The sequence below is a fragment of the Pseudoalteromonas sp. NGC95 genome, assembly GCF_015864705.1.
Taxonomy (GTDB): Bacteria; Pseudomonadota; Gammaproteobacteria; order Enterobacterales; family Alteromonadaceae; genus Pseudoalteromonas; species Pseudoalteromonas arctica.
In genome coordinates this window covers 1-26,830 of sequence record NZ_JADYWR010000019.1, presented here as the reverse complement: position 1 = coordinate 26,830, position 26,830 = coordinate 1, and the positions used below count along the sequence as shown (strand labels likewise).

The window sequence follows — 26,830 nt, the reverse complement described above, 5'->3', positions numbered from 1 at the left end:
TACACAAATAAATTAGGCTTCAATTGAACTTTATTTATATCAGTCGATCAGATCAGTTATAACGAAAAAACCGATCGAGTTTAATTATTATGCTGATAAAAGATACTGAAAAATGGGCTAATCATTTGTTTAAACATGCTGAATTAGGTGATGAACGACGAACTAAACGCCTGGTAAAAATAAGTCATCAAATGGCGAGCAACACAGGAAGTTCTATTGTGAAAGCATCTGGCTCACAGGCCTCTATTGAAGGCGCATATCGCTTTCTTCGCAATGATAAAGTTGACGCAGATAACATCGCTACCGCCGGTTTGAATTCGCTGTTACCTGCAATAACGCTGTCAAACACAATCCTTGCGCTAGAAGATACATCAACATTGTGTTACCGACACAATGTGACTAAAGAGCTCGGACATACTGGCGCATATAAACAAAGCTCTTCTAAAGGGATGTTGGCGCACACCGTCCTTATGGTCGATGCGGAAACAGAGCGTACTATTGGCTTGGGTGCACAACATCGTTGGTGCAGAAAAGATGAAAACTTTGGTACCGCTAACGACAGAAAACGCCGCAAGTACGAAACGAAAGAAAGTTATAAATGGCAACGCTCGTCGGAAGAAATGAGTACCCGATTTGCAGATGTCATGGACAATATCATAAGCGTTTGTGATCGAGAATCTGATATGTTTGAGTATATTGATTATAAAACAATAAATAATCAACGGTTTGTAGTGAGGGCCAAGCATGAGCGGGTCGTGAATGCAGACGGCGATAAACTAAGTCCCTACATTGAAAATCAATCTAGCGAAGCTTCATATTCGGTTAAGATACAGCAAAAAAGAGGCCGAAAAGCACGTATTGCGAAAGTAGCTGTACGTTATGCTTGCATTACTATTTATCCGCCTAAAAAAACACAAGAAACTTGGTGGTATGAATTTAACAGTAATAAGTTGCAACGAGATTGATCCACCAAGTGGAACAAGTCCTTTGTCGTGGAAATTGTATACAGGCGAACCGATAAATAGTGCTTCTGATGCACTAAAGATAGTTAGATTTTATGAACTAAGATGGCGAGTTGAAGAGTTCCATAAAGCGTGGAAGTCAGCGGGCACTCAAGTTGAGTCGTTTCGCATGCAAACGCGAAATAATCTAGAAAAGATCATTGTAATAACAGCATTTATTGCGGTGAGACTTCTCCAGTTACGCGAGCTTATTGTCGATAAAGATAATGCAAAATCAATTAGTTGCGACAATTTTTTCAATCTTCTTGAATGGAAACTGTTGTGGTCAAAGACTGAAACTAAAAAAGCACCTAACACAACACCTTCATTACATTGGGCTTATTATGCACTTGCCAAATTAGGCGGGTGGCACAACAGCAAGCAAACAGATGTTGTTGGTTGGGAAGCTTTATGGAAAGGTTGGTTTTCACTGAGCCAACTGCTAGAAGGCGCTCGATTCATGCAAGCGCAACAACAGGAGATGTGATCAAGAGACAGATCCTGACACAGGGGGATACACGCACATCGGGAGAATTAAATATGAGGTAAACAGAGGTCGCAGGCAATAGTCACCTTGAGTGACAACTAAATATTATTGGTTTACGTATTTCACTTCATTAGCGCATAAAACCCACCAGCTAATGTTAGCATTGTTAAAAGAATAGTTATTGATGTTGCGATTTGTATTGCGGTCATAAAACCTCCTAATATGTCTATCTTCAATTATAAAATGTCTGAAACCAACAAATTGATAATGCAGGATTTTAAAAGTAGTGCATGACGAGCTAGCTACTTTTATTAGCAGTAAATAAGACTATATACTAATCCCTCCAGCTCTCTCACCGCCCTGATTTTTTAATCAGCCCATGTAGCAGTGAACAAGTAAGCGGTTATAGCTTGGAACATCTGGAATTTATAAGCTGCCTGTGCGGCAGTAAATGGAAAGTGAGTTGCGCCTTGGCTGCAACTTAGGCATTGCTAAAGCCCCCGAGCATGGGAAAACATTAACGCTGCTTTACGTTCTGCAAATATTGCGATGCATAACTAAAAAAAAGAAGGGAATACATTTAATGTCTTCACCTTCAGCATGGCGCAAACTTACATGGGTCGTTTGGAGATAGAAGAGCACTTACGTGTAGCTGCTGAGCTTGAATGCTTTTACATGGTGTATCAACCGCAAGTAGATGCAAATAGCACCCTATACGGCGTGGAAGCTATCGTAAGATGAGAAGTTGGGCTTTGTCCCCCCTGATAAATTTATCGCCATTGCTGAATATTGTGGCCTAATGCCAAAAATTGGTAACTATATTATTGAAACGACATTGAAAGAAATGAGTGCATTTCAAAAAAGCTTAAATTTAACCTTTCAAATAGCAATCAATATTTCGGCTCAACAATTTTCCCACATTGATTTTATTACGACGCTTAAACAGTCTATTAACCGCCACAATAGTGACCCAAAGCGAATTGCAATGGAGAGCACCGAAAGTCTTTTTATCGATGATATTAATAAAGTACTCCCGATACTTAACCAGCTTCGTGATGAAGGCATTTGTATTTCACTTGATGATTTTGGTACGGGTTACTCGTCTTTAAATCTGCTTCGCACATTAGCCATAGACGAGTTGAAAATTGATAAGAGCTTTGTGGACGGTATTATGCATGATGTTCAATCGTTGAAAATGGTGCAAAACATTATTTCAATTGGTAAAAATCTAGACTTGACGTTACTTGCAGAGGATATCGAAACTGTTGAGCAGAAACAGTGCCTCATAGAATGTGGTTGCGATTTATTTCAGGGCTACCACTATTCAAAACCGCTATTATTAGTCGACTTGTATAAATATATTTCTAAGAGTGAATTAGTGTTTGATCAATTAAACTTAGAGTCTGAGCGATAACATGTATTCTAGTCACAATTTTTTAATAGATTTATGGGTGACAGCTAGACTCACCCCGTACTTAAATTTTCAAAACTTATAGGTTTTTCATAACGGTATTCAACGTCTAGGATTGATATATTAAAGTCGCAATGGGGTATCTTGCTTGTTGTTTTTATTATTGGTATATGGCACTTCGTGGTTATTTCATTGCAGTGGATAAACGATGATTTGGTTTCTATTACTCGTTCAGTATATGTAACAGTGGGGGTTATGAAGTAGTGCTCATTAGCCGATGCATTGAAGCTAATAAAGGACACTTTATTTGTTATTTTTTGCTTATACTTGGCTTTGCAATCAATACGTAATTTTACTCTGCCTTCTGGTATTTCTACATCCATACCTTCTTTAATTACATTGATTGGTAGGTAATTAGAATTTACAGAAAAAAGTAATACTTCTGCGCCCTCAATTTTAATGGGTGACACTAGTGCAGCTTTACCAGCTGGAATGCTTGCGTCTTTATAGATTTTTGCGTCGTTTTTAGAAACGGCGCAGCCCATCAAAAACAGCGGAAGTAAAAATGCTACTTTCCTCATTGAAATACCCTCTAATTATTTTTCTTGGCTGCATAAGAGCCTACAATCATTTTTAATGATATTTTACTATGAAAACAACAAACTAAACACTTAGTATTGAATTTTTGTATTAATCTCACGTTATAAATTCAAATATGTTATGCCTGCGAACAATCAGTACAACTTTGACGGTAAACACCTTTGCTTTTACTAACTTTAGTATTATTACTAATTTCTAATCAGAAATTATAGTTAGCCAATAAAAAAACAAGACTAATTCTGAGCACTGAAGAATTATAAGTAACAACTAAAATGTAAAAATCAATACTAACTATATGAATATTAATTTAACCACATTACGTTTGCGATCTATGAGAGCGTGGGCTACTAAATTAGCGGATAAAAAATTGCCAGCCTTAAGTGGCTGGCAATTTAATTGGTTAAAAGTATCTATTTTTTTGTAGCAATTATTTTAATTTAAAAGATGAATTTTCTTTAGTGAATAAATGCATTGTATTGTTATGGATTACGTAAGGGGCTGGAACAGTGTATTTAACCCCACTACCCCAACGACCGAATGTTTGTGGTACTACCGCAAAGCCTGAAGTAGCAATAGCCATATCAGTAAAACCTGCATACCCGCCATGGAAGGTTACTGTAATAACACTTTGTTGCTCACCCTCATAGTTTACCTTTCCAGTTACTTCTACGTTTACTGGCGTAGCGCATGAGCCTTCGTATTCACGTTTTACGTTAATGAATAGTCCTGAGTTATTAACACGATCATACTTTAATTTTGACTGCCCTGTCTTATCACACAGCGCTCCATCAAACATAAGCATAAAGTTGTTATCTCTGCCGTCAGCACTAAGTCTCATAATGCCAATGTAATTAGAGTTTTCGATGTTTTCAAAAGTTTTTGTTAATTCAGATTCTACAACTTTTACTGCGTCAGCATCGATGTTTTGCCTATCTAAATCGCCTAAAAATACAAACATAGGTTTCCAATTAAAGGCTCTGTCTGCCTCTGATTGAGCACCCAAGCTGCCAGCTAAGTCAATTAAGCCACCAGTTAGGAAAGACATAGCGTACTCTGCCCCAACCAATGCACCATTAGCTTTGAATTGCGCATTTTCAGGTATCTCAACATCAGATAAACCTGCGGTTTTACGTGTCATTTTTGCCACATTTAATGCAAAACTAGCATCATCATCAAACTGATAAACTTCATTTGATTCCATTGTTATAACAGGTGGCTGAGTAGACATACAAGCAGCCAATGAAAGCGTTGATAGTGCTAAGATTGATTTTTTTACGAAGTTCATTTTTTTGTTCCCAAAATTTAATTGTGTATTAAAACATATTTGTAAAAATAGGCTATCGATTGAAATTATAGGAATGTTGCATAAAATTAAAATCTGCTCATAAGGTTTTGAGCTGAAAAACTTTTAGTTTTGGTGCCGCGCCAGTTTTGAATTGGTTACTCTCCACTGGTGTATCATTTCCCCCAATCCTTTTAATACCAAATATTTAAAATTAAAATTTACACACCCTTTCTTAGGTATCTCTATTTTTTAACATTCAAGATTTAATACGCTCATAAAACATATAAGCGGAGTTAATAATGCTAATAAAGTCCATACATCAATCTTTGACTGACACATGAGATGGAGAGGAAATATTACTCTGGCTCGATAACTTCTACTTACATCGGGGCCATAATAAACTCCCACTACAGTTAGCATATTTGGCAAGCTATCTAAGGCAGCCTCTAAAAGTTAGTAAGGCTATCTAGATAACGAACGCAGTTGAATCACGGAGCAGTTTTACAAGAGAGAGAGAAAGTAATTAAAAAATGTAAGCTATTCCCGTCTAATAATTCAGCGGGAAAAGCGTTTTACCTCGTGAAAAACGGGTGGATGATGCCGATAAAAAATTGAAAATGGCCTTGAACCTATTTATGATTGAATTCGAAGGCCGTTAAAAGGGCTTTATTTAGTACAGGCAGTTACATGCTCTGAAAACCACTTTGAATATTATAGATTTATGTATTAGCTAATCACTGTCACACTCTGTCCACTCATAAAATAAGCTTGATTGGTTAGCTGTACGCCATGTTTCATATACAAAAGTTATTTCAGGAATTTCTTTAATTCTAAATGAGAAATGAAACCCTTCTGATGCCTCTTCGTTTCGAACACATGTTACCGCTGGTAATACAGTTTTGAACTCAACTGAATCACCTTTAGCAATGACTTGTCCTTGCATTAAGTTTTCAAAGCGAGGGGTTAAGCTTTCTAAGTTACCATTAATATGACTAACATGTAGATTTTCGATGGTGTAATCTGCGTCAGTTGCAGTTAATGACCATCTTACATAGCCCTCTTCTAGAAAAGGCTTACCGCTCGAATAAAAGTCATTAGCAAATGGAGGGATATTTTCATATGGTAATGGATGCCATAAACTTTCATCATTGCCATTTAAGCTGCTTAAACGAACCCCTTTAGCCTCTGCTATAGAGTCTACTTTTACTACAAAATCGTACTGCGGAGCATCATCAATTAAGTCGGTTGCAGAGTATCTGAATGTGTACGTTCCTGGTTTGGTAAATACCTGGCCACGGGTGTTAGGACAATCAGCTTCACTTGAATTACTGGTAAACTCGCCACCTTCAGGTGCACTGATCAGCTCTTCATGCGTGAATACTTCATCACCATCGGCATCAATTGTCACAGGGCGATGCAATAATGACATACATGTTAGAATTTGATAATAATCTTCACCTGGGCTTAAGCGCCCCCAGTTACGTGCCCACACTACTGAGCGTATCTCTGGTGTTGTATTAGTTAATTTAGCTAAACCATCATCTTGAGCATATGTTTTGGCAAATAAACCACGGTCATCTTCTACAATCAAACGTGCTGTATAAGAACCAGGCACATCGGTGATCACTTTTGCACGGCGATACTCTTGACTTTCTGGTTCGATCACCGCTTCAATTGTGGCATTACTACCATCTGGTTTATCTGTTAGTTCCCAATGAAAGATAATTGGATCATCATTAGGATCGCGACTTGATGCATCAAATACTAACACATCACCAACCAATACTGATTTTGATTGTGCATTAACGCCACTTGTTGAAGGTTGGCCGTTTACATTACCTATTTTTGCTTCCATAGTAGCATCAAGTGATACTTGATTTTCGCCGTCAGAAATCACCATTCGAACTAAATAAGTACCGGCTACATCTAACTTTTGGATTTTTTTACCCATCGGTTTCCAAGAGCCTATATCAACAAGTTCAGCAACGCTACCTTCCGGTTTTTCAACAAGTGTTGCGTCGATAATTTGCAGTGCTTCGCCTTCTGGATCATAACCGGTAAAGTTAAACTCGGCGCGAAGGCCTACTTCTTGCTCACCAACACTATAAGACGGGTAATAACCCGTTGCTGACAATTCACCAATGGGTGCCGCATTAGTTGTCGCATCAGGGTTTTTATTGACTGTCACGGTTATTTCTTTTTCTTCACTTTTTCGTGTGCCATCAAATACAAATAGCATGACTTTATAACTCGCTACAGCTTGTGGAGTAAAACGCACTTTGGCCGTTGCTGCGCCGTCAAGTTTTGGCAGTGGTACATCATCAGGCTCAGTTGGGTTATAGCCCCATTGCCAGCGATATTGCAGTTGCTCACCTTCGGGGTCAATACTCGATGAAGCATCAAGCACGGCTTCTTCACCTAAGACAATAGTAATGTCATCAGCTTTAGCAACTGGTGGTGCATTACCCTCTGTCACACTAACCGTAACATCAACGGGTTCACTGGCAATGCCATTATAAGTCACTATAAATTGCAGTTTGTAATCACCGGCTAAATCAACAAATAAAGTACTTTGACTTTGATCTGCATTGTTTAAATAGCCCGTACTATCTATTGGCTTTTCAATAAGTTCCCATTGGTATTCTAATGAGCCGGTTTCACCATTAGGTGTTACGCTTTGACTGCCATCAAGACCAATGCTATCAGTGCCCAAATTTACACTATAAATTGACTCAGTAATTGCAATTGGATACGGGCTGGTCGCAGTGAGAGTAAAACGAACAGCTTCGCTGTTGTTGGTGCCATCGTTTACGATTAAGCTCACTACATATTCACCGGGAAAATCAGCTGTAAATTCAGTTATTGCAGTGTCTGTACTGGTAATATCTGAGTTACTTGCAGCTGGTCGCTCAATGAGCTGCCACGTATAAGTTAAGCTGGTGCCTTCTGCACTGGAACTCGTATCAGCATTGAGTGTTACTTGTACTGCACCTGCTTCTAATGAAAATTTTTGTTCAGTTGGCGACTGCAACTCAATAACAGCGATTGGCTTTTGCTGCGGGACTTGTACCCCTGTGTCAGCTTTTTTATCACTACTTCCGCCACAGGCTGACATAGTGAGTGAAAGTCCGATGATGGCGATTACGCCAAATATTTTTTTCATGCTTTTATTCTCCTGTCTGATAGATGTTATCAGTTAAAATTGTAAAGTTAAGCTCAGTCTTGCTGTTCTTCCTGGTGCAGGTACTAAACCTAAACTCAAGGCATCGAGATAATAACGATCTGTGACATTGTCTACGGTGAAGTCGAGTGTCGTATCATCATTGAATTTATAACTGGCATAGATATCCAGCAGATTATAACGGTGCCAAAGGACGGGTTCATTGAATCCTGTTGGAGCGTTATAACGAGGGATTGAGTTACGTTGTCCCATGAAAGTGCCTCTGAGACCAGCTTCTAATCGCTGCTCAAATAAACGCACACCAAAGTGGGCACTTGCATGCCAATTTGGCGGGATCATGTTGTTTATATAACTCTCAGGTAGGCCCCAATCATTACAGTAGTACCGTACGTAACTCCCCACATTGCACACTTCAATGTGGGTGTAATGTGTACCGCTTAATTCGACTAGCCAGTATTTTGTATCGTAGCTAAAATTGAGTTCCCAGCCATTTAGGTCAAGGCTGTCGATATTTCGCATTCGGAAGAAGTCAAGGCCACCTTGCTTTTGCTCCCATGCATTTGGCTGGGTGCGGGTCAAGTAGTCATCAACGTGGTTTTGAAAATACGCGAGTTTGAAACCCACTTTATAATCATCAGTCAGTAATGAGTCGTTTAAATAATTTAGGCCAACTTCTTGATTAGTTGCATGTTCAGGTTCTAAAGGGATATCTAATACAGGGCTCACAGACCAGCCTGAGGTGCTTTCAAATAAGCTAGGCATACGCAGTGCTTCGCTATGGCGAAGATAAAATTGTAATCCTTTAAATGCTTGCCATTTTATAGCGATTAACGGCGCGGTACCTGAATGACTATTTTCATATTGCACTTCTAAACAACCACCTGCATCGTCAGATATACAGGCGGGATCATTTGTGTTTATAGCAAGAGGATTGTTGTCTTTAGAAGAAAAATGAGTAAAACGTAACCCTGCTTCTAGTGACCATCCTGATGAGAACTGCCAGTCTATTGCACTAAAAGCGCTGAACTCTTTACGCCACCCGCTGCGCGAACCCACATAAAAACCTTCAGTTTCAGGAGTGTTCGTATCCATGTTTTCATACTGGCCAGCAAAGCCATAGCTTAGTTCTAGCTCACCTGTAGAGTAAAACATCATGGTATTACTAATATCCGCTCCAAAGCGTTGGTAGTCATCACTTCGAGCTACATTATCAGCAATATCTACAGAACCAACACCCGGCGTGTTTAGCTGAGTAAGCGCATCGGTATGCCAAAAGTTCGCTTTAAAATCAGCCCAGTCATATTTAATTGGCTGCCAACGGTATCGTAATGTATAAGTTTGATTGGTTACTTCGCTATCAAGCCATTGTCTTGCTTGACCAAAAGAACGTATTTGTGAAGGCATCATTTCGCCATAAGCACTGTTATAACGTATATAGCTCATTTCTAGACTTTGATCATCGGACAGCAAGACGTTACTTTTTAATAGCCAAGATTCACTAGAGAAATTAGTATTGGGGATACGCTCATTAGCACGAAAGCGTGAGGCACCTTGTATTGATACTTCCGTTTCAGTGTACCAAGCAAGTTTGTCTGGTGTACCGTAAATTACTTCAGGTGAAAGACCGTTACTGCCTGCATAGTAGTTACCTTGCTCTCTTTTTGCATAGGCGCCAATAAGGTCGCCCCATTCAAAATGTTTGGCTGCAGCAAAACTACCTGCATAGCTATTAAGTTCAAATAAGCTTGGTCTGTCCATGCCTTCATCAGGAGCAAAACTATCTGGCATTATATATCGGTCGCTGCAGTAGCTTGAAAATCGACATTCGGAGCGGTACGCATTACGTGCTGAATAATAACCTGCATAAGTACCAGGCTCGGGTGCGCTTGAATTATTACCTATGGCACTAACACGTAACCGATAGCCCGTTAACTCGCCTTCTTTTACAATATCATCGGCAGTTAATGTGCTTACACTCACTAAGCCACCGGTTGCGCCGGTGCCATCAGCACTCATTACCGGGCCTTTACTGATTTTAAGTGAACCAATTAAGTCAGGGTCAATATAGCTACGACTTGAAACACCAGAATAACCACGGTAAACAGTTGTTTCTTGGCGACTTCCGTCGATAACCACAGGTACTCTACCTTGCCCTTGCATGCCTCTAATATTTATATCGAGGCCTCCAGAGTTACGATTTTCACTGATCAATACACCCGGCGTACCCTGAAAAATATCGCCAACGCTGGTTCCTCTAAAACGTTGAATATCTTGCTGGGTGATCAAATTTACTGAGCCAGCCTCTGTGTAGGTTTTATCTTTTAGATCAATGCCTCGGCTTTGCACATTAATAGTATTTAACGTTATTAAATCTTGTTGATTTTTTTCATGCACTAACCATGCAGTACGACTAATTGGTAAAGCCTGTAAGTCGGTATTTTGTAATAACGTCAGCAATGCTGATTCGGTGCTGTATTGACCTGAAATTGCAGAAACTGAAAAGCCACGTACAATCCGCTCCTCAAATGACAACGTTACACCTGCTTGGCGGGAAAATAATCTAAGTGCATCTCCTAGCTCGCCCGCTGGTAGAGCAAATGTGATCATTTTTACTTGTGATGTCGTTGTTGCTTGTTCAGCAAAACTTGCAGTGGGTGTAATAACTAACAAATAACTTACAACTGATAATAAATATAGTGCAGCGCGGGCCATGAATGATTTCCTATTTCTTTAATGCATACTTATATGACGCATGAGAATAGAAACCCCGTAAATTAAATGATAATTATTTACATTTAAATGTAACTTTCTTGAAGTGGGCAACTGATTGAAAAATTAAGGGCGTATTTCAGTCCACCAACGAGTCATGTGATGTACTTTAGCGCGAGCAGTGCGGGCAATAGTCGTTAAAATAAGATTGGTATCACTTAATTGAAACACCCCAGAGACTAAGTAACCATCTAAATCTGGCGCACATTTTACAAACCCACGATGATAACGTGATAACTCCGCTATAAAGTGCTTGATAGGCATGCTTCGCACAGAAAGAAGCCCTTCCGTCCAACTACTATAATCAAATATGTGATTATCTAACTGATACACTGAATTAGAGGTGATTTTATAAAGCTCTCCTGCATTTATTACTCGGTTAGTGAGTAAAGAATCTGGCTGTTTTACAACAATACTTCCCTGCATAACTTTAATTAGCGCATAGTCATCTTCATAACGTACAAAAAACTTTTTACTATCACTTATTAGCACCCCATGATTAAGTTTTATTTGGAGCCGCTGTGTGTTAGCTGAACTAGTGTATTGCATTTCTCCACGCGTTAAATGAATGTGTTTATTTTGATTGTTAAAATCAAGCTCAACGGTACTACCGCTATTAAGCCAAAGCTGACTATTATCGGCTAACGTAAAAAGTTCACGTTGATTAGTAGTCGCATAATCTGCGTTAAGATATTGCCAAGCGCCTTGTTTATCAGCTAACCAACAAACACTTGCTAAACTAAGTGTGGTACCTGCTATTCTCTTTAATGCTTGTCGACGGCTCATGCACTGTATGTCACGATCTGTTTTTTGTAACGTTGAATGAACTATGCTGGCGCTTTTTTGTGTAGCATTTGAAAATGTTGATTCTAATAACTCAATCCGCTGGGATGCTAATTCGTGCATAGGATCAGCTAAACGCCAGCGTTTGTAATCATCAAAATCTTTAGGTTGTGCGTTTCCTGACTCGAAATAAATATGCCAAGTAATCGCTTGCTGCACAATTTTTTCTGGTAACAGCTTATGTTTTACGTTTTGCATAACGGTGGTATTCATCTATTACTTTTAATCCGAATAAGTGAAGTTGTAACACTCAAACATGGCTTTAGCGATGTACTTTTCAATAGATGATAAGCTTACATCGAGTTGTTTTGCTACATCTTTATAACTTAGCCCGTCAAGTCTAACCATTAAGAATGCCGTTTTTTCAATTGGCCTTAAGCCACTTAATAGTCGATCTATTTGTTCTAATAACCTCAATAACTGAAACTGTTCTTCCGGTGAAAAGTAGACTGTTTCTGGCATGCTTTCTAAAAAAACTACATAGTTTTTTTCTAAAATCTTGCGTCGTATGTCATCGGTTACTAAGTTACCAGCAACTTTTATAAGCCACGCTCTTGGGCTACGTATGTCGCTATATAAAGAGGACTTATTTAATAAACGTATAAACGTATCTTGAGCAAGATCCTGTGCGTTATCAGTGCTGTAGGTACGTCTTGCAATCCAACGAACAAGCCATTCATGATGTTCCTGATAAAGCGCATTAAACCCTACTAAGTTAGCAGTATTGCTAGTCAAAATTTAGATAGTCCTGTAGCATATTTAAAGATAGTATAAATGATTTTGATTATCATTCAAGTGCGTGGCACTACTCTGTTTAATTTAATAATAAATAACTTGTTATTCGTTGATGGAAATTGATTCTCATTCGGCATTAATTATAGAACCAATAAATTGTTCATCAAAAACGATGTGCACGTTGATATAGTTTGATGGTCCTACACCGTTTATTTTATATAATCATATTTAGATATTTTAGGAATAAAAATGTTCACAAGAGCCATTTTTCTGTGCCTGCTTAGCGTTGGGATTGTGCAGTTATCTATGACAGCATACGCCGCAGAACCCGCCCTCTCGATAGTGAGTACTAATGAAGTAACACCTACTGTAGATACGATTGTTGAGCAATCTGTGATTGCAATACCAAATGGTGAAGCTATTAACGTAACGGGTACAAAGCATGGACTTACCGAGGCCGCTTTTAGTGCTCATGATTTATCGCCCTGGGGAATGTACAAAGCGGCTGATATTGTAGTAAAAAGCGTAATTATAGGTTTGCTTATTGCATCATTAGTATCATGGGCTATCTGCATATTTAAATCTATACAGCTCAATGTTGCCAAGCGACATGCTAAAAAATTACTTGCTCATTTGATCAGAAGCACAAGCTTTGCAAATGCGAGCTATGATTTAACACAGCAAAAAAGTGAGGCGTTAATACTTTTAAGTGCAGCTCAGAATGAGCTACGCCTTAGTGCTGTAGGCCCTACTACAGACGAAGCATTAAAAGAGCGCTTAATTGCTCGTTTAGAACGAGTGCAGGCTTCTCTTTCCGCAGATATGAATCTAGGGACTGGCGTGCTGGCAACAATTGGATCTGTAGCACCATTTGTAGGCTTGTTTGGTACTGTTTGGGGCATTATGAACAGCTTTATTGGCATTGCCAAAACGCAAACAACGAACCTTTCTGTAGTCGCACCAGGTATTGCCGAAGCACTACTAGCAACCGCTTTGGGATTAGTGGCGGCAATTCCAGCTGTTGTTATGTATAACCATTTTTCTCGTTCGATTGGCAGTTATAAAGCTATGCTGACTGACATTCTTACTGCCATCATGATATTAGTTAGCCGTGATCTTGATAGAAAAAACCCTCAGGCAAAGCCTTTAGCTAACTTACTTAATGACGATAAAAGCCCTGTTAACATCGTATCTAAAGAGTCTTAAATAATGGCATTTAGTACTAAAAATACCAAAAACGATGGTTTAGATGAACAGCATGAAATTAACGTTACCCCTTTTATTGATGTGATGCTGGTGTTGCTGATTATTTTTATGGTTGCATCCCCTCTTGCTACAGTGAGCGTGCCCGTTAAGCTTCCCGCAGTTGCAGCCCCAGAGCAACCAGAGAGCAACGATCCTACCTATCTAACGCTACAAGAAGACTTAACCTTAATATTTGGTGAGGGCGATGTCATTCAACAACAAAATTTGGCTCAAGAACTGAAGCAGCATGGGATTGAAACTGAGCAACGTATTTTATTGCGCGCTGATAGCAAAGTTGAATATGGTCAGTTTATGACATTAATGAATCAATTAACCAAAGCAGGCTACTCACAAGTCGCGCTAGTGGGCTTGAAACATGAAACGGATGTTGCTCAGTGAGTATATTTGCAGGCACCACTGTAAAAGTTTCTCGCTTAGTATCGTGGCAAATAATTCTAGCCATCTTAGGGGCTGTTATTTTACACCTTGCTATTGCAGGTTATTTTTTATTGCCAAAAGAACGTAATAACAGTGTGCCTATCCAAGCATCCCCACAGGTCTTTGAGGTAAGCGTTGTTGCTGCCCCAAAATCTGAACAATCAGCGCTACCAGTTGGGCCAAAGCAACAAGAATCAACTCCAATGAAGCAGCAACACAGTGAACCTGAGACTACAAAAATAGAGCCTTTAGTAAAGCCAATTATAGAAAGTAAGTCTGATTTCACCATCAAAGACAAAACAATTAAGCCTGCGCCAAGTAAGCCATTAAAAAAAAGCACTGAGAAAAAAACAAACGTTGCGTCGGAGTCTCAACCTAATAACACAACGGCAACTGGAGCAAGTGAAGAATACGTAGAGCAAACGAGTGCACCTGCCGCGTTGCCAGTAAAAGAAGCCAAAGTGGCATCAGGGCCTGTAAAAGGTGCTTTGAGCGAACAAGAAAGCTTGGCTAAGCAACTTTGGCAAAGTGCATTACAGGTACATTTAGAAAGGAAAAAACGTTACCCACGAATGGCTAAATTACGAGGTCAACAAGGTATTCCGTGGGTCAGTTTTACCATGGACAGAAAAGGTAATGTACTCGATGTGACTTTATTTAAACCCAGTGGAATAGCTGCATTAGATCAAGAGGTCATCGAATTAGTTAGGCGTGCAGAGCCTTTGCCTGCACCTCCAAAAGCAGTAACAGGAAACCCAATTAGCATGGCTGTCCCTGTTTCGTTTTTTATTCATTAACAGCGATACCGCTGTATTTATATAACCATTACTAATTACATGATAGGTAGTTAGTTAATATTAAAGGATCTACCATGATTGAAGAGTTATACGTTAACAAGGAAGTTAAAATACTCACTTTAGCTCAAAAGCTAAAGCTAGACACAACAACCACGCATGACAGTTTAGATAAGACGATTATGACAAAACGACCTTTTGCAGACTTAGGCCGTTACGCTTTATTTTTAGCGATACAGTATCGTTTTCATTTAGCCATAGCGCCTCTGTATTGTGATTCTGAGCTGCTATGTTTATTTACAGATTTACCTGAACGAGCGCGCCTTAGTTATCTTAAAAAAGATTTGCTAGATTTAAATGCCGATATTAATGATATGAAAGCCGAGAATAATTTGCCAAACATTGACTACCCAGCTTCCCTTGGTTGGCTTTATGTATCTGAAGGCTCTAATTTAGGTGCCGAGTATTTATTAAAAGCAGCAAAACGTATTGGCCTATCAGAAGAGTTTGGTGCCACTCACTTGGCTCCAGCAGCGATTGGCCGTGGACAGTCATGGAAAGTATTTACAACCGCTTTAAATGCTATTGAGCTCACACATGAACAGCAAAGTCTTGCCATTGATGGAGCCCGGGATGCTTTTAGCTTAGTACGTAGTACCGTTGATAGTGTATTTGAATAACGAGTAGTGTAACTATTTGTATGAGCTGGCAAAAACGAAATGGTAAATTATGAAATTCATAAATAAAACTAGCCCGCAACTAATTGCTAGTAACTTAAAAAAAATAACATACTTGTTAAGTGGTTTTTTATTAACCGGAATAGGCATAATAGGTTTATTTTTACCTATTATGCCTACGACTGTTTTTTTGATTGGTGCCGTTTTTTGTTTTAGCCGCTCATCAAAGCGTTTTGAGTACCTGCTACTTAATCATCCTCGTTTTGGAGAAACTCTCACCAACTGGCAAATGCATGGCACTATTTCTAAACCAGTAAAAATAATCGCAAGTCTTGGCATGTCCGTTGGCTATATTTTGTTTTATTTAGGGGGGCAACCCTCTTTATTGTTGGCTAGTGTTGTGGCGCTATTTTTACTGGTATGTGCATATTATGTAATCTCACGTCCTTTACCGTAATATAAAATACAATTATTTTTATTGCCAGGCACTGATTTAGCGTTGGAGTTATTTTTGTAAGCGGAGGAAGAGCTATTGAATTGAACTTTCATTCAGGTTAAGTGGCGATTATACACACTTAGTTACACCCTAGTCGTCAACGATTATGTCATTGTAAAATCTTACGAAGCATAAGTATGCATACTTAGCTTATTTCATTATGCTGTAAAAGTGAAAATACATCATCGCAACACTTTAATAACAAGGTTCTATATTTACTAAATCTCCCGTTTAGTACTAGGGTCTACTTTCCTTATTGCTATTATGTATGTGCCCGTTTAAGCCTGTAAATTTAATATGCCATTCTAATAGCCACCTTGTAATGCTTGAACATCGATTACTATTACCTTCATCTAGCCTCTACTTTCTAATCAGTAGCCCAAATATTTAATGTTGATATTATTAATTCATCAACTCATTACAGATTTTTAAAATAGAATCACTTTTCAACAAACGTTTACTTGATGTAAAAGAGTAACTTGTTTTAACCAAAGGGTCTAACCAGGAATTAATTAAATCTATCAAAGCAAAGTCTGAACGCTTTGTTAAACCAGCAGTCCATTAGGAGTCTTCTATGATTATTTTTATGGGTGTGTTTTTCTTGATTACTACTAGCTCATCAATGTTTGCTGATACTGCTACTGATGAGCAAATGCGTGATGCTGGTGTGATGCCACCTGCTCAAGATAAGTGTACTCATTTTGTTAATAATAATAATTCTTTGCTTGGTATCAGTACGGTGTACCCTTCAAATTTTTATTCAGAACCAGATAATTTAATAATGATGTCTTTTGATGATAGTGAACAATTTTAACAGTTGAATTAGATGCTGGGCTAAAAAAGCCAGCTCTAATAAATTTATTTAAGTATGTGTGTTAATACATCCCTCAAATAATTGTCCTTAAAATTTTTCCTGCATTGTTATGTCTCATTATTTAAAATTAAACTCGATTTTATGGCTTAGTTTCTTTTGAAATTAGGTCTTTTTTGAGGGTTTTTTACTGGCTGGGCAGCCGTGTGCTTTCATTTAGTGAATTATTGGTGACTTTCTTCGAGTAATCTTATTAACAGCTCGTAGTAAGGGGGGGAGGCTTTAACAAGGTTGGGGTGTTCTTGCTTTACCTTTTCTTCTAATGCATAAATTTCAAATGCTGGCACATTCAGTTGAACAACTAACCGGTTAAACACATGTTGTGGATTTGACCCTGGTGTTTGTCCATCATCAACTTCCTTGCTTTCCCTTTTGCTTTTAATGAGCGACGTTAACTTATGTTTCATATCACGTATATCGCTTGGAATATTGTATTCGTTTTTCAGTCGGGCCTTGAACGCCTTTAAGCTATGGCTGTCGTGCTCTTGTATAGCTGCATTACTTTCTGCCCGTAAGTGCTCAATTCTATTTGCTTGGTTTACATCGAACCCATTTTTTATATCGTGCTTATTTTGTGAGTGTATGAGTTTTTTAACTGTATCTTTAGCTATGCCTAATGATGCAAATAACTCAGGCGTTATGAATATACGCATACTTTGATAGCGCTTTAGTTTTACGCTGTAGTTCTGTTGAAGCATGACCAGTCCTGCCGCAGCTAAATCCTTTAGTGCGTTTAGAACAGGGTTGTAGTTTTCACGGCCATGACGGTACTTTTCGGTTGGATTTGATATGTGGAGTTGGTTTACTTGTTTGGCTAATGACTTAACTGACATTTTAATTTCAAATAGCGAGTTTGAATTCAGTTTGTATGAGGCGCAGTAAACCAGTGCCTTCAAAGTTTCACGAATGGTTTGCTCTCTTTCTATCCGCATACGGTTAGTACGTGCAGAGACCTTAACGCTACTAAAACCTAGATTGACGATGCCACCAGCATATCGCGCTTTGTTTAAAAACGAATTTCGCTGGAAATCATGTTTCTCGATGTGAGTCATAAGTATTTTCGCAATTGGATTTTCTGCTTTCAAATCGAAATGCGGAGTCAAATGCCTATGCACTGAGCGACTCGTAATTACAGCGTCGCTCATGGTCTGATACAACAATCAGATAGAGTAATTTTCATAAAAAAACACTTATAACTTAAATTTTGGCCAAAAAAGCCCTTGACCTTATTTTTATGTAGTTATAAGCTTGTCCTTAGTTAAGTCGGACTTACCAGTTGGCGCTGGTTGCTTACAACATTACATAAAGATAAAACCTTCCTAGAACCGACTTTAATGTCGGTTTTTGTTTTTCTATTGCTTAGCAATGTTATTTTATTGTTATTTCTTCGTTATGCTTTGCCTTCTTTAAATGTTAATTTTTCAATGATTTCCCGAATTTAAACCAAAGGATACTTCGCCTAAATACTTAGATCAAGAAATTTTACAATTACTGATCACTTTTTTAATTTAATTTGTACCTTTTTCCAATCAGTAGCCTAAATGTTTGAAATGCGTACTATATCTCTTAAGGGTTAGGCCGAGTATCCAACACTACTCTCCGTTGGGTATTTGGCCTTTTTAAAACCTACCTATGCAGTGCTTCCAACTCCTTTATCATTTTTTCCGTTTCCACCGTGGCTTGCTTAATTATTTCTTCTTGAAACGCTGCTATATCTATACCCTTATCTATTGCCATCGCGTTTATATCGCTTACGCGTAGATCTTTGAATTGCTTGTTTGTAGGGGCTGTTATTGTTTGCTTGCTATCAATAATTAATACCCCCCTCATCCTCCATCATTTTTATTAATAGCGCGAAGGCCTCCATTGACTCGCCTTGTGTACTTCCGTCACGCATAAACTTATCAATTAATCGCTTACCATCTAAGGCGATCACTTGAGATGATTTTTTGCTTACTTGTTTCTGCAGCTGCGCTATTTGTTTTGTCTGTTGGTAAGTTTTAACGCTTACCAACAGTAAAGTAGCAACGCTGGTGGCTAAAATGAGTTTTGTTATGTAACCGGCCATTATTTTAGGTCCTTAATATCGTCTTGGTTTAATTGTAAGGTCATCCCCTTTTGAACTAAGAAATCCACTTCGATACCTGCTGGGATCTCGATAACTGGCCACATAGCCTCAGCAATTGCTAAGTAATATGACGCTACACGCTCCATTGCGCTACTTGCCCCTTCCATTATGCCTGCGCCAGCGTACTGGTTTAGGTTTTGGCTTTGCCATACTGTAGATGCAGAAAGCTCAGTATTAATCGAAGGTACTTGCTGCGGGGCAGCTGCACTTGCAAAACCAGATAAAAAGCCTGTTTTGATAGAGTTACCTATCGCTTTGCCACTACGCTCGATTACAGTGCCACGTATACCGGTTAAACCATCTGAACTAGACACAGCATATGCAGTTAATGATTTTTCAATGGCTTGGCCATCATTCGTAATACATGAAATTGCTTCTGCACGGATTTCAACACGTTCGCTTGCTAGGTTACCAATACCGGCTCCTAGTACCATACACTCATGTATATCGAGTGAGAAAAAGTTAGGCATAATCGCTTCGCGTTTTACACGAAGTAAAATAGGAATAGGTGTATCTTGTGAACCTACTTTGGTTGGTGCCGCAACACCGTTTATTAACGTGCCCGATAAAATTGAGCCCATTGCTAATGTAAATTCACGACTATCATCTACATTTTGACTGTCATTCGTCAAACGCTGAACTTTAATATCACTTATGGTTACTTCACCAGAGCGCTGCACTTCACGTATACTACGTTGAGTAATTGTTCTAATAACGTTGCCTTTAATTTGTGGAGATTGCGTTATTATCTCCGTTTGTGGTCTATATAGTACATTTTGGTTTTGCTGATCTGCTTGGTAACTGACGGGCTCACCTTGTACTTGAAACTGTTTGTTAGGCAACTTAGTGCTTATATCAATTGGTTTTGTGTTCGTATTGTTCTTTCTTGTTAGCTCAAATATCTGATTTTGCATTTGCTGCATTGAAAGTTTCAATTGCTCAAGGTTTTCGGCGTCTTTATCGGCTAAACGTACTTTCATTTCGTTTACGATACCTTCAGCTTCTTCTTGATCCATTGTGCCAAGCGAATCGGATAGGCCCAGAATGGAAGTAACAGACTGACTTTCAACTTGTTGTTCACTCATCCTCATTTTAAGTTTACGGCCATCTGCTAACCGCACTATATATTGAAGCTTGGGTAAATCGCCCATTAAGCCCATTGGAAATGAATCATCCATCTCTTTAGCTGAATGCTCACCATGCATTGAGTTGAAGGCAAATATACTTTCGCTACTTAATGCACCAGATGAACTTTGATTTTGTAATTGCTGTCTTTGAAAATTGCGCAGCAACATACTCTTGGTTCTTTGGATCAATTGTTCTAAATGAAAAATGAAGTTATTACATAAACCTAAAACCTTGTTTGCTGTAGGCTCATCGGTTTTAGCTGCAATATCGCTTATTGTTTGTGTAGCAAGGTAAAGCTCGATTGATGATGCTCGACCAACAGCAAGGAGGTTTAATAAGCTGTCATTATTTTCAAGTGCGGCATGTGCTTCATCTAAGAAAACAGCAACTCGTGATGCTTTCTTGTCGTTATTGTTATAACGGCGACCAGACACGATGGCAATCTCAGCCATAATTAAACGCGCTAAAAAACCTGCCGTTTTATTATCAGTCATTGAATCTAAACTTATATACAGACCCCCCTTTTTCCATGAGGTTATCTAAATCTACTATTCTTCACTTTCGGGATCATCAATAGGGGAAAACAAATCATCCATTGGCTTTGACGTTAGAGCCGTTAATACAGGGCGTAACGATGTGATCATCTTTATACAGTGTGTTAATTGAATAATACCCAATATAGCCGCGTTCTCATGCGACTCGCTTAAACGAGCTTATAGTATTCGCTCATTACTTGCCAAGCTTCTACACCTTTTTAAGGTACTCAGCCATATTCAGCTTTGTTTCGTACTCTGGTACTAGTGTCCTTTCAAAAAACACACGCAACACTTTTTCAAAAAAAGGTATTTTCCCTGAAGACAACGCTTTTTGGATGGATGTTAAACGAATAGGTGTGCCAATGTACTCCATGCCTGCAGCAACAAATGTTATTTGTTCATAGGCAAAATCTTCAAAGGTTTTGCTGCCCCCCTGAAGTTCCCATGAGTGGCGCTACTCTGTCAGCAATTTCTGAAACACGTACAAAATTCTTTAGTAACGGTATGCGACAAGGATCACTCTGAGCTGCTGGATCGCTTGAAGGCAAACTAGAATCCGCTTTACCGGCCGTAACTTGTTTCTTAGCTGTTTTACTCTTTGCTTTTGAAGATTTGGTGCTAACGGCTTTACTGTTTTCTGTGTCGTTCTTCGCAGCGCCAGTTAACGACGACTGACCTAAAAGTGTTAATTCAAAGCAAACTATAGACTCTAATTTTCGACGCCTAACAAGTGTTGCAAGGGATGAGCTACCTAACTTTAGGCGTATAAACCTTTACTTAATAGCTCTTCCCCAGCTTCGATTTGATTGGTGTTATGGATTTCAACGTATATTTTTTACGTCTACGTACCATTTATTATCTATATGCAAAACATAGTTGCTCGATATAGGTTTTTCTTTGTTCACAGCTGGTGGTGTTGCCTGTTCAGCTTGTTCAGTTTTCTCTACATAAGTGTCGGTGCTGTTCTCAAATACAATTGGTGTTACATTCGCTTTTTCTGGTTTTTTAGGCTTTGGCAATTTTTCTTTTTAGCCGTGCCTTTGGTTTGCTTACCGCTATCCATTTCATCTTTAGGAGTGATGTTCTTTCCTTTAATATCTTCTACATCAGCGTCAACAGCCACAGCCTGTTTAGTCGTGTTAATACTTTGTCATGTAACTCGGTGGTTTCTTCAATTTCAGTCTCTTTTTCTTCGTTAAGTGCTGTTGTGTCAAAGCTGAGCTCTGTAAAGCTTCAATCATTCTTTTGTAATGAAGTATTTTTTTGAGGTACTTAGGTAAAGTAAGCCTTCCAAATTTGGGTGTACTGGATCAGAATCATATATCCACTCGCGATACACCACCTTGATTAATTCAATCCAACTAATGCTGATTTTTTCGTCAATGATGTTGATAACATCTTGTTCAGTGAACTTGCCTATAGCAAATAGTGCAAAGCGATTTTCTTTATCGAATGGCTCTACTATGCGGAAATCTTCCATCATTTCTAATAGTGATTTTGTATCAGTTGGTAGAGCATCGAACTGGTTAGCGCGTGCAGCTTTGAGAATTCCATCAAACGCAGATTGCCAACGTATAAAAACACAATCTCCAATTACAAAAGCATGGCTTTTTTCTCCGTTAAAATTCCATTTGCTTTTAAGGCTTCGCATCGTATCGACAATGGACATCATTCTGGATTTTTTTAGAGTACCAAAAGCCGACGTTGCCATCGTTTTTACATCTTTTGCAGTGGAAACCGAATCACCAAATCTAATCGCAGTAGCTAGGTATCCATTTATGTGTGCATATCCATTTAGGGCAGACGTTAGATTGCTGTACAAGTCATCAGGTGAGTCCATAATAAACTCTAAGCCCTCTCCCTTTAATATGTGTGGTAGCAGGGTAGCGCCAGAAGAAACGTGCTCCTTGTGCACGCGGGAGGCCCTAAAATGAACAAAATACCGCTCTACTTTATTACGGGTAGCCCATTCTATTAAAGTTTCAATTTGCGGTATCCAAGGTTTAATTGGTTTATCCCAACTCGCGATAGGCACACTTTGATTATTTTTGTCGTCATAAATTGTATACGCACTGACCTGCATATCTGTCAGAATTTTACCGGTATCATGTAAAAGTGCACCAACCCACGCGGCATACATGTAACGCACGCGGCGTTGTGCATCTAAATCTACTTTGCCAACTGTCGGAGGCAATTGGTTGTCAGCTTTACGTAAAGCGATTAAAGCGGCATCTAGCGAGTGGCGAAATAATCCGCCTGGTTGCGAATGATGGTGGTATTCAGATGCAGGTAACATGTGAACATATTCTGCTAGCTTGCGAATCACATTCAAATATCGCGCTTCAAAAAGATTAACACCATCCTCAGTAGTTCTATGTAAACCAATGTCTACGTGTTGCTCAAGCGCGATAATTTGGTCCTTATAGCGTTTTAAAATGGCATCCACACAAAACACGCTCAGACCATTTACTTTAAGTGGGTAAAATTGAGCCTCAGCATCGTGTACCCGCCTGTTGTAAATGTCTAAATATATTTCTCCAGTTACATTTGTTTGCAACTGGAGTGGTTCAGGTTCATCTTTAAGCACTTCTACATCACCAGAATTCGGTTTTGTAGAAGTGGATAAACCAAATAACATCTTCATCGAGGATACGAATGACATTAGGCTACCTTGCTCGTACTATCTTCTTTGGTTTTGATAATTAATTTCATTTGCTCTTCAGTCAGAATCATCTTGGCTGTTTCGTAAGGAAGCGCACACAATGAAAGCATGTTGAAGTGTGGATCACGTAAAAACTCTAAATAGTAACGTGGATGAAATTGGCCACCTTCGCGTTTGCCCGGCGAGGTCACTTTCATTATTCTGTCTGTAACACCAGTCACAATTGCAGCTGCTTGCTTGCACGCATGCTCATACTCAAGGTCGTCTAAGAACCCAAACATGAATAATTTCTCAATTGCGTTTACCTCCTTATCAATGGCAACAATTAACTGAGTAATAGTTAGGCCTACCGGATGTGATACTTCAAACTCCATAAAGTAGCTATCCGGCGTGTTAATTAAGAACTCGCCTGTGACTGGGAAGTTTTTCTCTTTCTCTACTCTTTGTTCATGAAGTGTATCTAATTGAACTTGAGCAACAGCCAAGTTAACGTCTGAATGCCATTGGGATATTCTCGTGTACGCAGCGTTTGAGGTTTTTGCCATGCGTAAAATTGCAGCCAATCGCTCAAAGGCATTTAAAATTTTATGTTTGTTGAGCTTCAAATATGAATGAGTATGGTCAGTTTCATAATTGATTTTCGTCGAGATGGTTTTCATTTTACCGGCATGTTTCGTAACCGACTTCTGTTGTGCTGGTTCATTTTTTACGGGTTTAGATGATATTGAATTACTCGTTTTCTTCGCCATGTTCTAGCTCCTTTGCTTCTAGTGTTTTTGAGTTATTGAGTAACTTTATGCTTTGATGAATAATATTTATTAGCGTGATAATGGGTTCAGCTTCACTTAGAAATTTATCAATAAATTCCACCTCCCAACTTTCAGCGTTTTTTACCAATTGGTATCGAGTTGTGGTGCCATCTTTATTTCGCTTAAGTTCATTTGCATAGCGGAGTGTCTGCTTATTGCTTTTTGCAACATTGAGCCTCGCCCAGCTATTGTCGTAAACTCGCCATCTGAGCGTTACTCGGTTATGGTTTTTTGTTTTGTATATGCGAATGCTCGGTGCAACCTTGCCAACTTTAGCGTTTAAGTCAGGGTTAGCGCTTTGGGCTATGATTTTTCTATTCGTGTCCAAGCAATCCAATAACCATCCACTAACGAATCAAGCTGTAAAGCTAGGTCGTCCTTCTTGTCGGTTAAATACTTCTGAACTTCTAATGCTTCTGCTTTCATTTTTAAACCTTTTCTTTTTCCATAGAGCTATTTTTACCTAAATATGCAAAAGAGAAAAAAAATAGAGAGGGTGTAAATGCATGCTGTAAATTTCGGGCACCTACCGGTGGGGGGTTATTTTTTCTGTAACTGCCCTAAAATCTAATTGGGGGCAGTTTTTCGAAAGTGCCCCTAAAAGGGCGGTTTGGTCGAAACTGCCCTCAATTAATTAGGGTATTATTTTATTTTTTACTTTTATGTATTCCTTAGTCATTATTGGTAATGTAGTAGATTCTCATAAACTGCCCTCAGTGGGCAGTTTGTATGTCGCGCTAATTAATTGAGGGCAGTTTTAATGATTTATTTTTTTTAATTTAAAGAGAGTGCCCGAAGAATGGGCGGAAAAAAAATCTCACCCTATTAATTGAGGGCAGTTTTTTATTTTTATTCATTTCCTGTTTTACTAATTTTAAATTCTAATAGGCATGAAAATTGGCTTATCTTTTCCAAATTAAGCAAATGTGCCCTCATGAGGGCAGTTTAAGAGATAGTTCACTATTAATTGGGGGCAGTTTTTAGATTTCTTATATTTTTATTTTAGCGAGAATGCCCGAAGAATGGGCGGAAAAAAAATCTCACCCTATTAATTGGGGGCAGTTTTTGAGGATGCCCTTTTCAGTAATTTGAAAAGTTGAAGTGTATTAGGCTTAGCTGCTTTGGGTGTAAAGATTCGTATTGGAGTGCATCTTAATCAACTTACTGGGCATACCAATCAAGAAGAAGTGAAGAACACTTTGTTAAAGCGTAGGTGTGTTTAATAAGAGTTAAAGATTAAATGAGTATCGCAGTTCATCAATTAAAGCAGCAATAAGCTGTTCAGTTTGCTTGGTACGGGTCATGTGGCCGGAATTAAGCTTCTTTTATGCCATACCACCCACTTGCTCACCATCCGAAATTGAGCAGTGCCATATTGTGCCGCTTTTGTGCCGCTTTTAAGCCACTCCTGCGACATGCGCACTATCCGAAATTGAGCAGTGCCATATTGTGCCGCTTTTAAGCCACACCTGCAACATGCGCACTATTCGAAATTATGCAGTGCCATATTGTGCCGCTTTCGTGCCGCTTTTAAGCCACACCTGCAACGTGCTCACTATCCGCAATTGAGTAGTGCCATATTGTGCCGCTCTCATGCTGTAGTGTGAATTTGCCATTACTTATAAAATTACAGCTACCCAAAAACTACGTTGTAAGCTTTCTAGTCTAATTCTATAACTGATCCGCTGTAGCGGCTTAACCATTTCCCCGTGCGCTTACATTCTTCGAATTCATCATTGGCTTGATGCATTTCTTCAAACGCTCTAGCAAGGCGAATATCTTTAATTTTGAATAGTTGGCAATAATCTGCTGACGCATATTCGACAGTAACGAACAAAAATCGACGTATATGAATGCCAACTAAACTTGCAACATAAGTATAAAGTGCTTGTTGTAGGTCGTATTTCAATGAGCGCATTTGTCTTGAGAAATCATATGGATTAGCAAAGCGAGTAGTTTTTACATCAGCCGCTTCATCATCAAACCTAAGCCAATCGAATTTAACCTTCAAAGTAAACCTGAACGTGGGCAGCGTGAAATAATGGCAACCTCTGGTAAGCCATAATTAATGTATTCATGAGCTTGTGGTTCATTTTTTAAAGATTTAACGATTCGTATAGCGCTATCCCACACTTGACCATCAACCCCCAGCTTACCGCCATACAATGTTTTTTCTTCGCCTTCCATTGCTGCGGTGCTTTGTGCGTAATGCCGATCAGTTAAGAAAATGACCGGTTGACCGATCCAAACGATCATGCAAAATCCGTAGTTAGGAAACTAACTACGGATTTTTTTGTGAATATAGAACAAGCACTGCAAGCAACACTTGAAGAAAGCAGCCGATACCATACCTTTGAAAAATTATCAGAAATTCTTGACCCTGAAATCATTGAACAAGGTTTTCAACAAGCTGGGATTGCAACCGTTCGTAAGCGAAGGTTACCGCTTGAGGCCGTTTTGTGGTCAGTTATTGGCATGGCATTGTTTCGAAAAGAATCGGTTTGGAATATCGCTAATAAGCTAGATATCATGTTACCTGGCAAGAACCAACTCGTTGCTCCAAGTGCGATGGTACAGGCGAGACAAAGGTTAGGTGATGATTCCGTTAAACACGTTTTCAATAAATCTGCTCAATCAATGTATAAGCAACAGTCATTCGAAACATGGAATGGTTTGAACCTATTAGCTGTTGACGGTGTTGTGTGGCGAACAGCCGACACGCCTGATAATCGTA

Annotated in this window: 27 protein-coding genes and 1 pseudogene; 10 read left to right on the top strand and 18 right to left on the bottom strand. The window is 39.0% G+C overall.

Annotation, left to right across the window (positions count from 1 at the left end; all coding sequences use genetic code 11):
• Positions 1–89: 89 nt before the first annotated feature.
• The 3 genes and pseudogenes from I6E70_RS20735 (at position 90) to I6E70_RS15825 (ending at position 2,902) form a co-directional block, all read left to right on the top strand.
• A pseudogene (locus tag I6E70_RS20735) lies at positions 90–1,488 on the top strand (IS4 family transposase).
• Between the two features lie 615 nt (positions 1,489–2,103).
• Positions 2,104–2,229 (top strand): hypothetical protein, encoded by a 126-nt coding sequence (locus tag I6E70_RS20815; protein WP_269435125.1) that lies wholly within the window; start codon positions 2,104–2,106, stop codon positions 2,227–2,229.
• Between the two features lie 4 nt (positions 2,230–2,233).
• Positions 2,234–2,902 (top strand): EAL domain-containing protein, encoded by a 669-nt coding sequence (locus tag I6E70_RS15825; RefSeq protein WP_197189136.1) that lies wholly within the window; start codon positions 2,234–2,236, stop codon positions 2,900–2,902.
• 50 nt (positions 2,903–2,952) lie between these two features.
• Here I6E70_RS15825 and I6E70_RS15820 read toward each other — a convergent pair whose 3' ends face one another.
• The 6 genes from I6E70_RS15820 to I6E70_RS15795 form a co-directional block, all read right to left on the bottom strand.
• Complete coding sequence (locus I6E70_RS15820) at positions 2,953–3,480, bottom strand: hypothetical protein (RefSeq protein WP_197189135.1); 528 nt, start codon at positions 3,478–3,480, stop codon at positions 2,953–2,955.
• Between the two features lie 446 nt (positions 3,481–3,926).
• On the bottom strand, positions 3,927–4,784 hold the full coding sequence (locus I6E70_RS15815; RefSeq protein WP_231620129.1) for a hypothetical protein: 858 nt from the start codon (positions 4,782–4,784) through the stop codon (positions 3,927–3,929).
• A gap of 730 nt (positions 4,785–5,514) precedes the next feature.
• Complete coding sequence (locus I6E70_RS15810; RefSeq protein ID WP_197189134.1) at positions 5,515–7,947, bottom strand: PKD domain-containing protein; 2,433 nt, start codon at positions 7,945–7,947, stop codon at positions 5,515–5,517.
• 33 nt (positions 7,948–7,980) lie between these two features.
• On the bottom strand, positions 7,981–10,677 hold the full coding sequence (locus I6E70_RS15805; protein WP_197189133.1) for a TonB-dependent receptor: 2,697 nt from the start codon (positions 10,675–10,677) through the stop codon (positions 7,981–7,983).
• A gap of 123 nt (positions 10,678–10,800) precedes the next feature.
• A complete protein-coding gene (locus I6E70_RS15800) occupies positions 10,801–11,790 on the bottom strand; it encodes a FecR domain-containing protein (RefSeq protein WP_197189132.1) in 990 nt (329 codons plus the stop codon).
• Between the two features lie 9 nt (positions 11,791–11,799).
• Positions 11,800–12,312: a sigma-70 family RNA polymerase sigma factor gene (locus I6E70_RS15795; protein ID WP_197189131.1), complete on the bottom strand. Its 513-nt coding sequence runs from the start codon at positions 12,310–12,312 to the stop codon at positions 11,800–11,802.
• Positions 12,313–12,561: 249 nt separating this feature from the next.
• Here I6E70_RS15795 and exbB point away from each other — a divergent pair, with 249 nt between their 5' ends.
• The 6 genes from exbB to I6E70_RS15765 all read left to right on the top strand — a co-directional run bounded on the left by exbB (position 12,562) and on the right by I6E70_RS15765 (position 16,776).
• Complete coding sequence (gene exbB / locus I6E70_RS15790) at positions 12,562–13,518, top strand: tonB-system energizer ExbB (RefSeq protein ID WP_231620128.1); 957 nt, start codon at positions 12,562–12,564, stop codon at positions 13,516–13,518.
• A gap of 3 nt (positions 13,519–13,521) precedes the next feature.
• A complete protein-coding gene (locus I6E70_RS15785) occupies positions 13,522–13,956 on the top strand; it encodes a biopolymer transporter ExbD (protein WP_197189130.1) in 435 nt (144 codons plus the stop codon).
• Entirely contained in the window at positions 13,953–14,792 is an 840-nt protein-coding gene (locus tag I6E70_RS20810; protein WP_197189129.1) for a TonB family protein, read from the top strand. Before I6E70_RS15785 ends, I6E70_RS20810 begins: the two co-directional genes overlap by 4 nt.
• Before the next feature lie 74 nt (positions 14,793–14,866).
• Positions 14,867–15,469 carry a biliverdin-producing heme oxygenase gene (locus I6E70_RS15775; protein WP_197189128.1) on the top strand — a complete coding sequence of 201 codons (603 nt, stop codon included), beginning with the start codon at positions 14,867–14,869 and terminating at the stop codon, positions 15,467–15,469.
• 49 nt (positions 15,470–15,518) lie between these two features.
• A complete protein-coding gene (locus tag I6E70_RS15770; RefSeq protein ID WP_197189127.1) occupies positions 15,519–15,923 on the top strand; it encodes a YbaN family protein in 405 nt (134 codons plus the stop codon).
• Positions 15,924–16,536: 613 nt separating this feature from the next.
• Entirely contained in the window at positions 16,537–16,776 is a 240-nt protein-coding gene (locus I6E70_RS15765; RefSeq protein ID WP_197189126.1) for a hypothetical protein, read from the top strand.
• Positions 16,777–16,997: 221 nt separating this feature from the next.
• Here I6E70_RS15765 and I6E70_RS15760 read toward each other — a convergent pair whose 3' ends face one another.
• The 12 genes from I6E70_RS15760 to I6E70_RS15710 all read right to left on the bottom strand — a co-directional run bounded on the left by I6E70_RS15760 (position 16,998) and on the right by I6E70_RS15710 (position 26,352).
• Positions 16,998–17,978 carry a hypothetical protein gene (locus tag I6E70_RS15760; protein WP_197189125.1) on the bottom strand — a complete coding sequence of 327 codons (981 nt, stop codon included), beginning with the start codon at positions 17,976–17,978 and terminating at the stop codon, positions 16,998–17,000.
• Between the two features lie 481 nt (positions 17,979–18,459).
• On the bottom strand, positions 18,460–18,663 hold the full coding sequence (locus I6E70_RS15755) for a hypothetical protein (protein ID WP_197189124.1): 204 nt from the start codon (positions 18,661–18,663) through the stop codon (positions 18,460–18,462).
• Positions 18,641–18,901 carry a hypothetical protein gene (locus I6E70_RS15750; RefSeq protein ID WP_197189123.1) on the bottom strand — a complete coding sequence of 87 codons (261 nt, stop codon included), beginning with the start codon at positions 18,899–18,901 and terminating at the stop codon, positions 18,641–18,643. Before I6E70_RS15750 ends, I6E70_RS15755 begins: the two co-directional genes overlap by 23 nt.
• Positions 18,901–20,583, bottom strand: a complete 1,683-nt coding sequence (locus I6E70_RS15745) for a TrbI/VirB10 family protein (protein WP_197189122.1) — start codon at positions 20,581–20,583, stop codon at positions 18,901–18,903. The genes I6E70_RS15750 and I6E70_RS15745 overlap by 1 nt, the downstream gene beginning before the upstream one ends.
• Positions 20,584–21,446: 863 nt before the next feature.
• A complete protein-coding gene (locus tag I6E70_RS15740; RefSeq protein WP_197189121.1) occupies positions 21,447–21,644 on the bottom strand; it encodes a hypothetical protein in 198 nt (65 codons plus the stop codon).
• Positions 21,608–21,748, bottom strand: a complete 141-nt coding sequence (locus I6E70_RS15735; RefSeq protein ID WP_197189120.1) for a hypothetical protein — start codon at positions 21,746–21,748, stop codon at positions 21,608–21,610. Before I6E70_RS15735 ends, I6E70_RS15740 begins: the two co-directional genes overlap by 37 nt.
• Before the next feature lie 114 nt (positions 21,749–21,862).
• Positions 21,863–23,287, bottom strand: a complete 1,425-nt coding sequence (mobH, locus tag I6E70_RS15730) for a MobH family relaxase (RefSeq protein ID WP_197189119.1) — start codon at positions 23,285–23,287, stop codon at positions 21,863–21,865.
• On the bottom strand, positions 23,287–24,036 hold the full coding sequence (locus I6E70_RS15725) for a hypothetical protein (protein WP_197189118.1): 750 nt from the start codon (positions 24,034–24,036) through the stop codon (positions 23,287–23,289). Before I6E70_RS15725 ends, mobH begins: the two co-directional genes overlap by 1 nt.
• A complete protein-coding gene (locus I6E70_RS15720) occupies positions 24,017–24,424 on the bottom strand; it encodes a hypothetical protein (protein WP_197189117.1) in 408 nt (135 codons plus the stop codon). The genes I6E70_RS15725 and I6E70_RS15720 overlap by 20 nt, the downstream gene beginning before the upstream one ends.
• Positions 24,400–24,522 carry a hypothetical protein gene (locus I6E70_RS20805; RefSeq protein ID WP_269435123.1) on the bottom strand — a complete coding sequence of 41 codons (123 nt, stop codon included), beginning with the start codon at positions 24,520–24,522 and terminating at the stop codon, positions 24,400–24,402. The genes I6E70_RS15720 and I6E70_RS20805 overlap by 25 nt, the downstream gene beginning before the upstream one ends.
• Before the next feature lie 1,234 nt (positions 24,523–25,756).
• Entirely contained in the window at positions 25,757–26,107 is a 351-nt protein-coding gene (locus I6E70_RS15715) for a PD-(D/E)XK nuclease-like domain-containing protein (RefSeq protein ID WP_197189116.1), read from the bottom strand.
• Positions 26,104–26,352, bottom strand: a complete 249-nt coding sequence (locus I6E70_RS15710) for a hypothetical protein (RefSeq protein WP_197189115.1) — start codon at positions 26,350–26,352, stop codon at positions 26,104–26,106. Before I6E70_RS15710 ends, I6E70_RS15715 begins: the two co-directional genes overlap by 4 nt.
• 39 nt (positions 26,353–26,391) lie before the next feature.
• Between I6E70_RS15710 and I6E70_RS15705 the strand changes: the two genes are divergently transcribed.
• A partial coding sequence (locus I6E70_RS15705) for a transposase domain-containing protein (RefSeq protein WP_197189114.1) occupies positions 26,392–26,830 on the top strand: 439 nt, incomplete at its 3' end.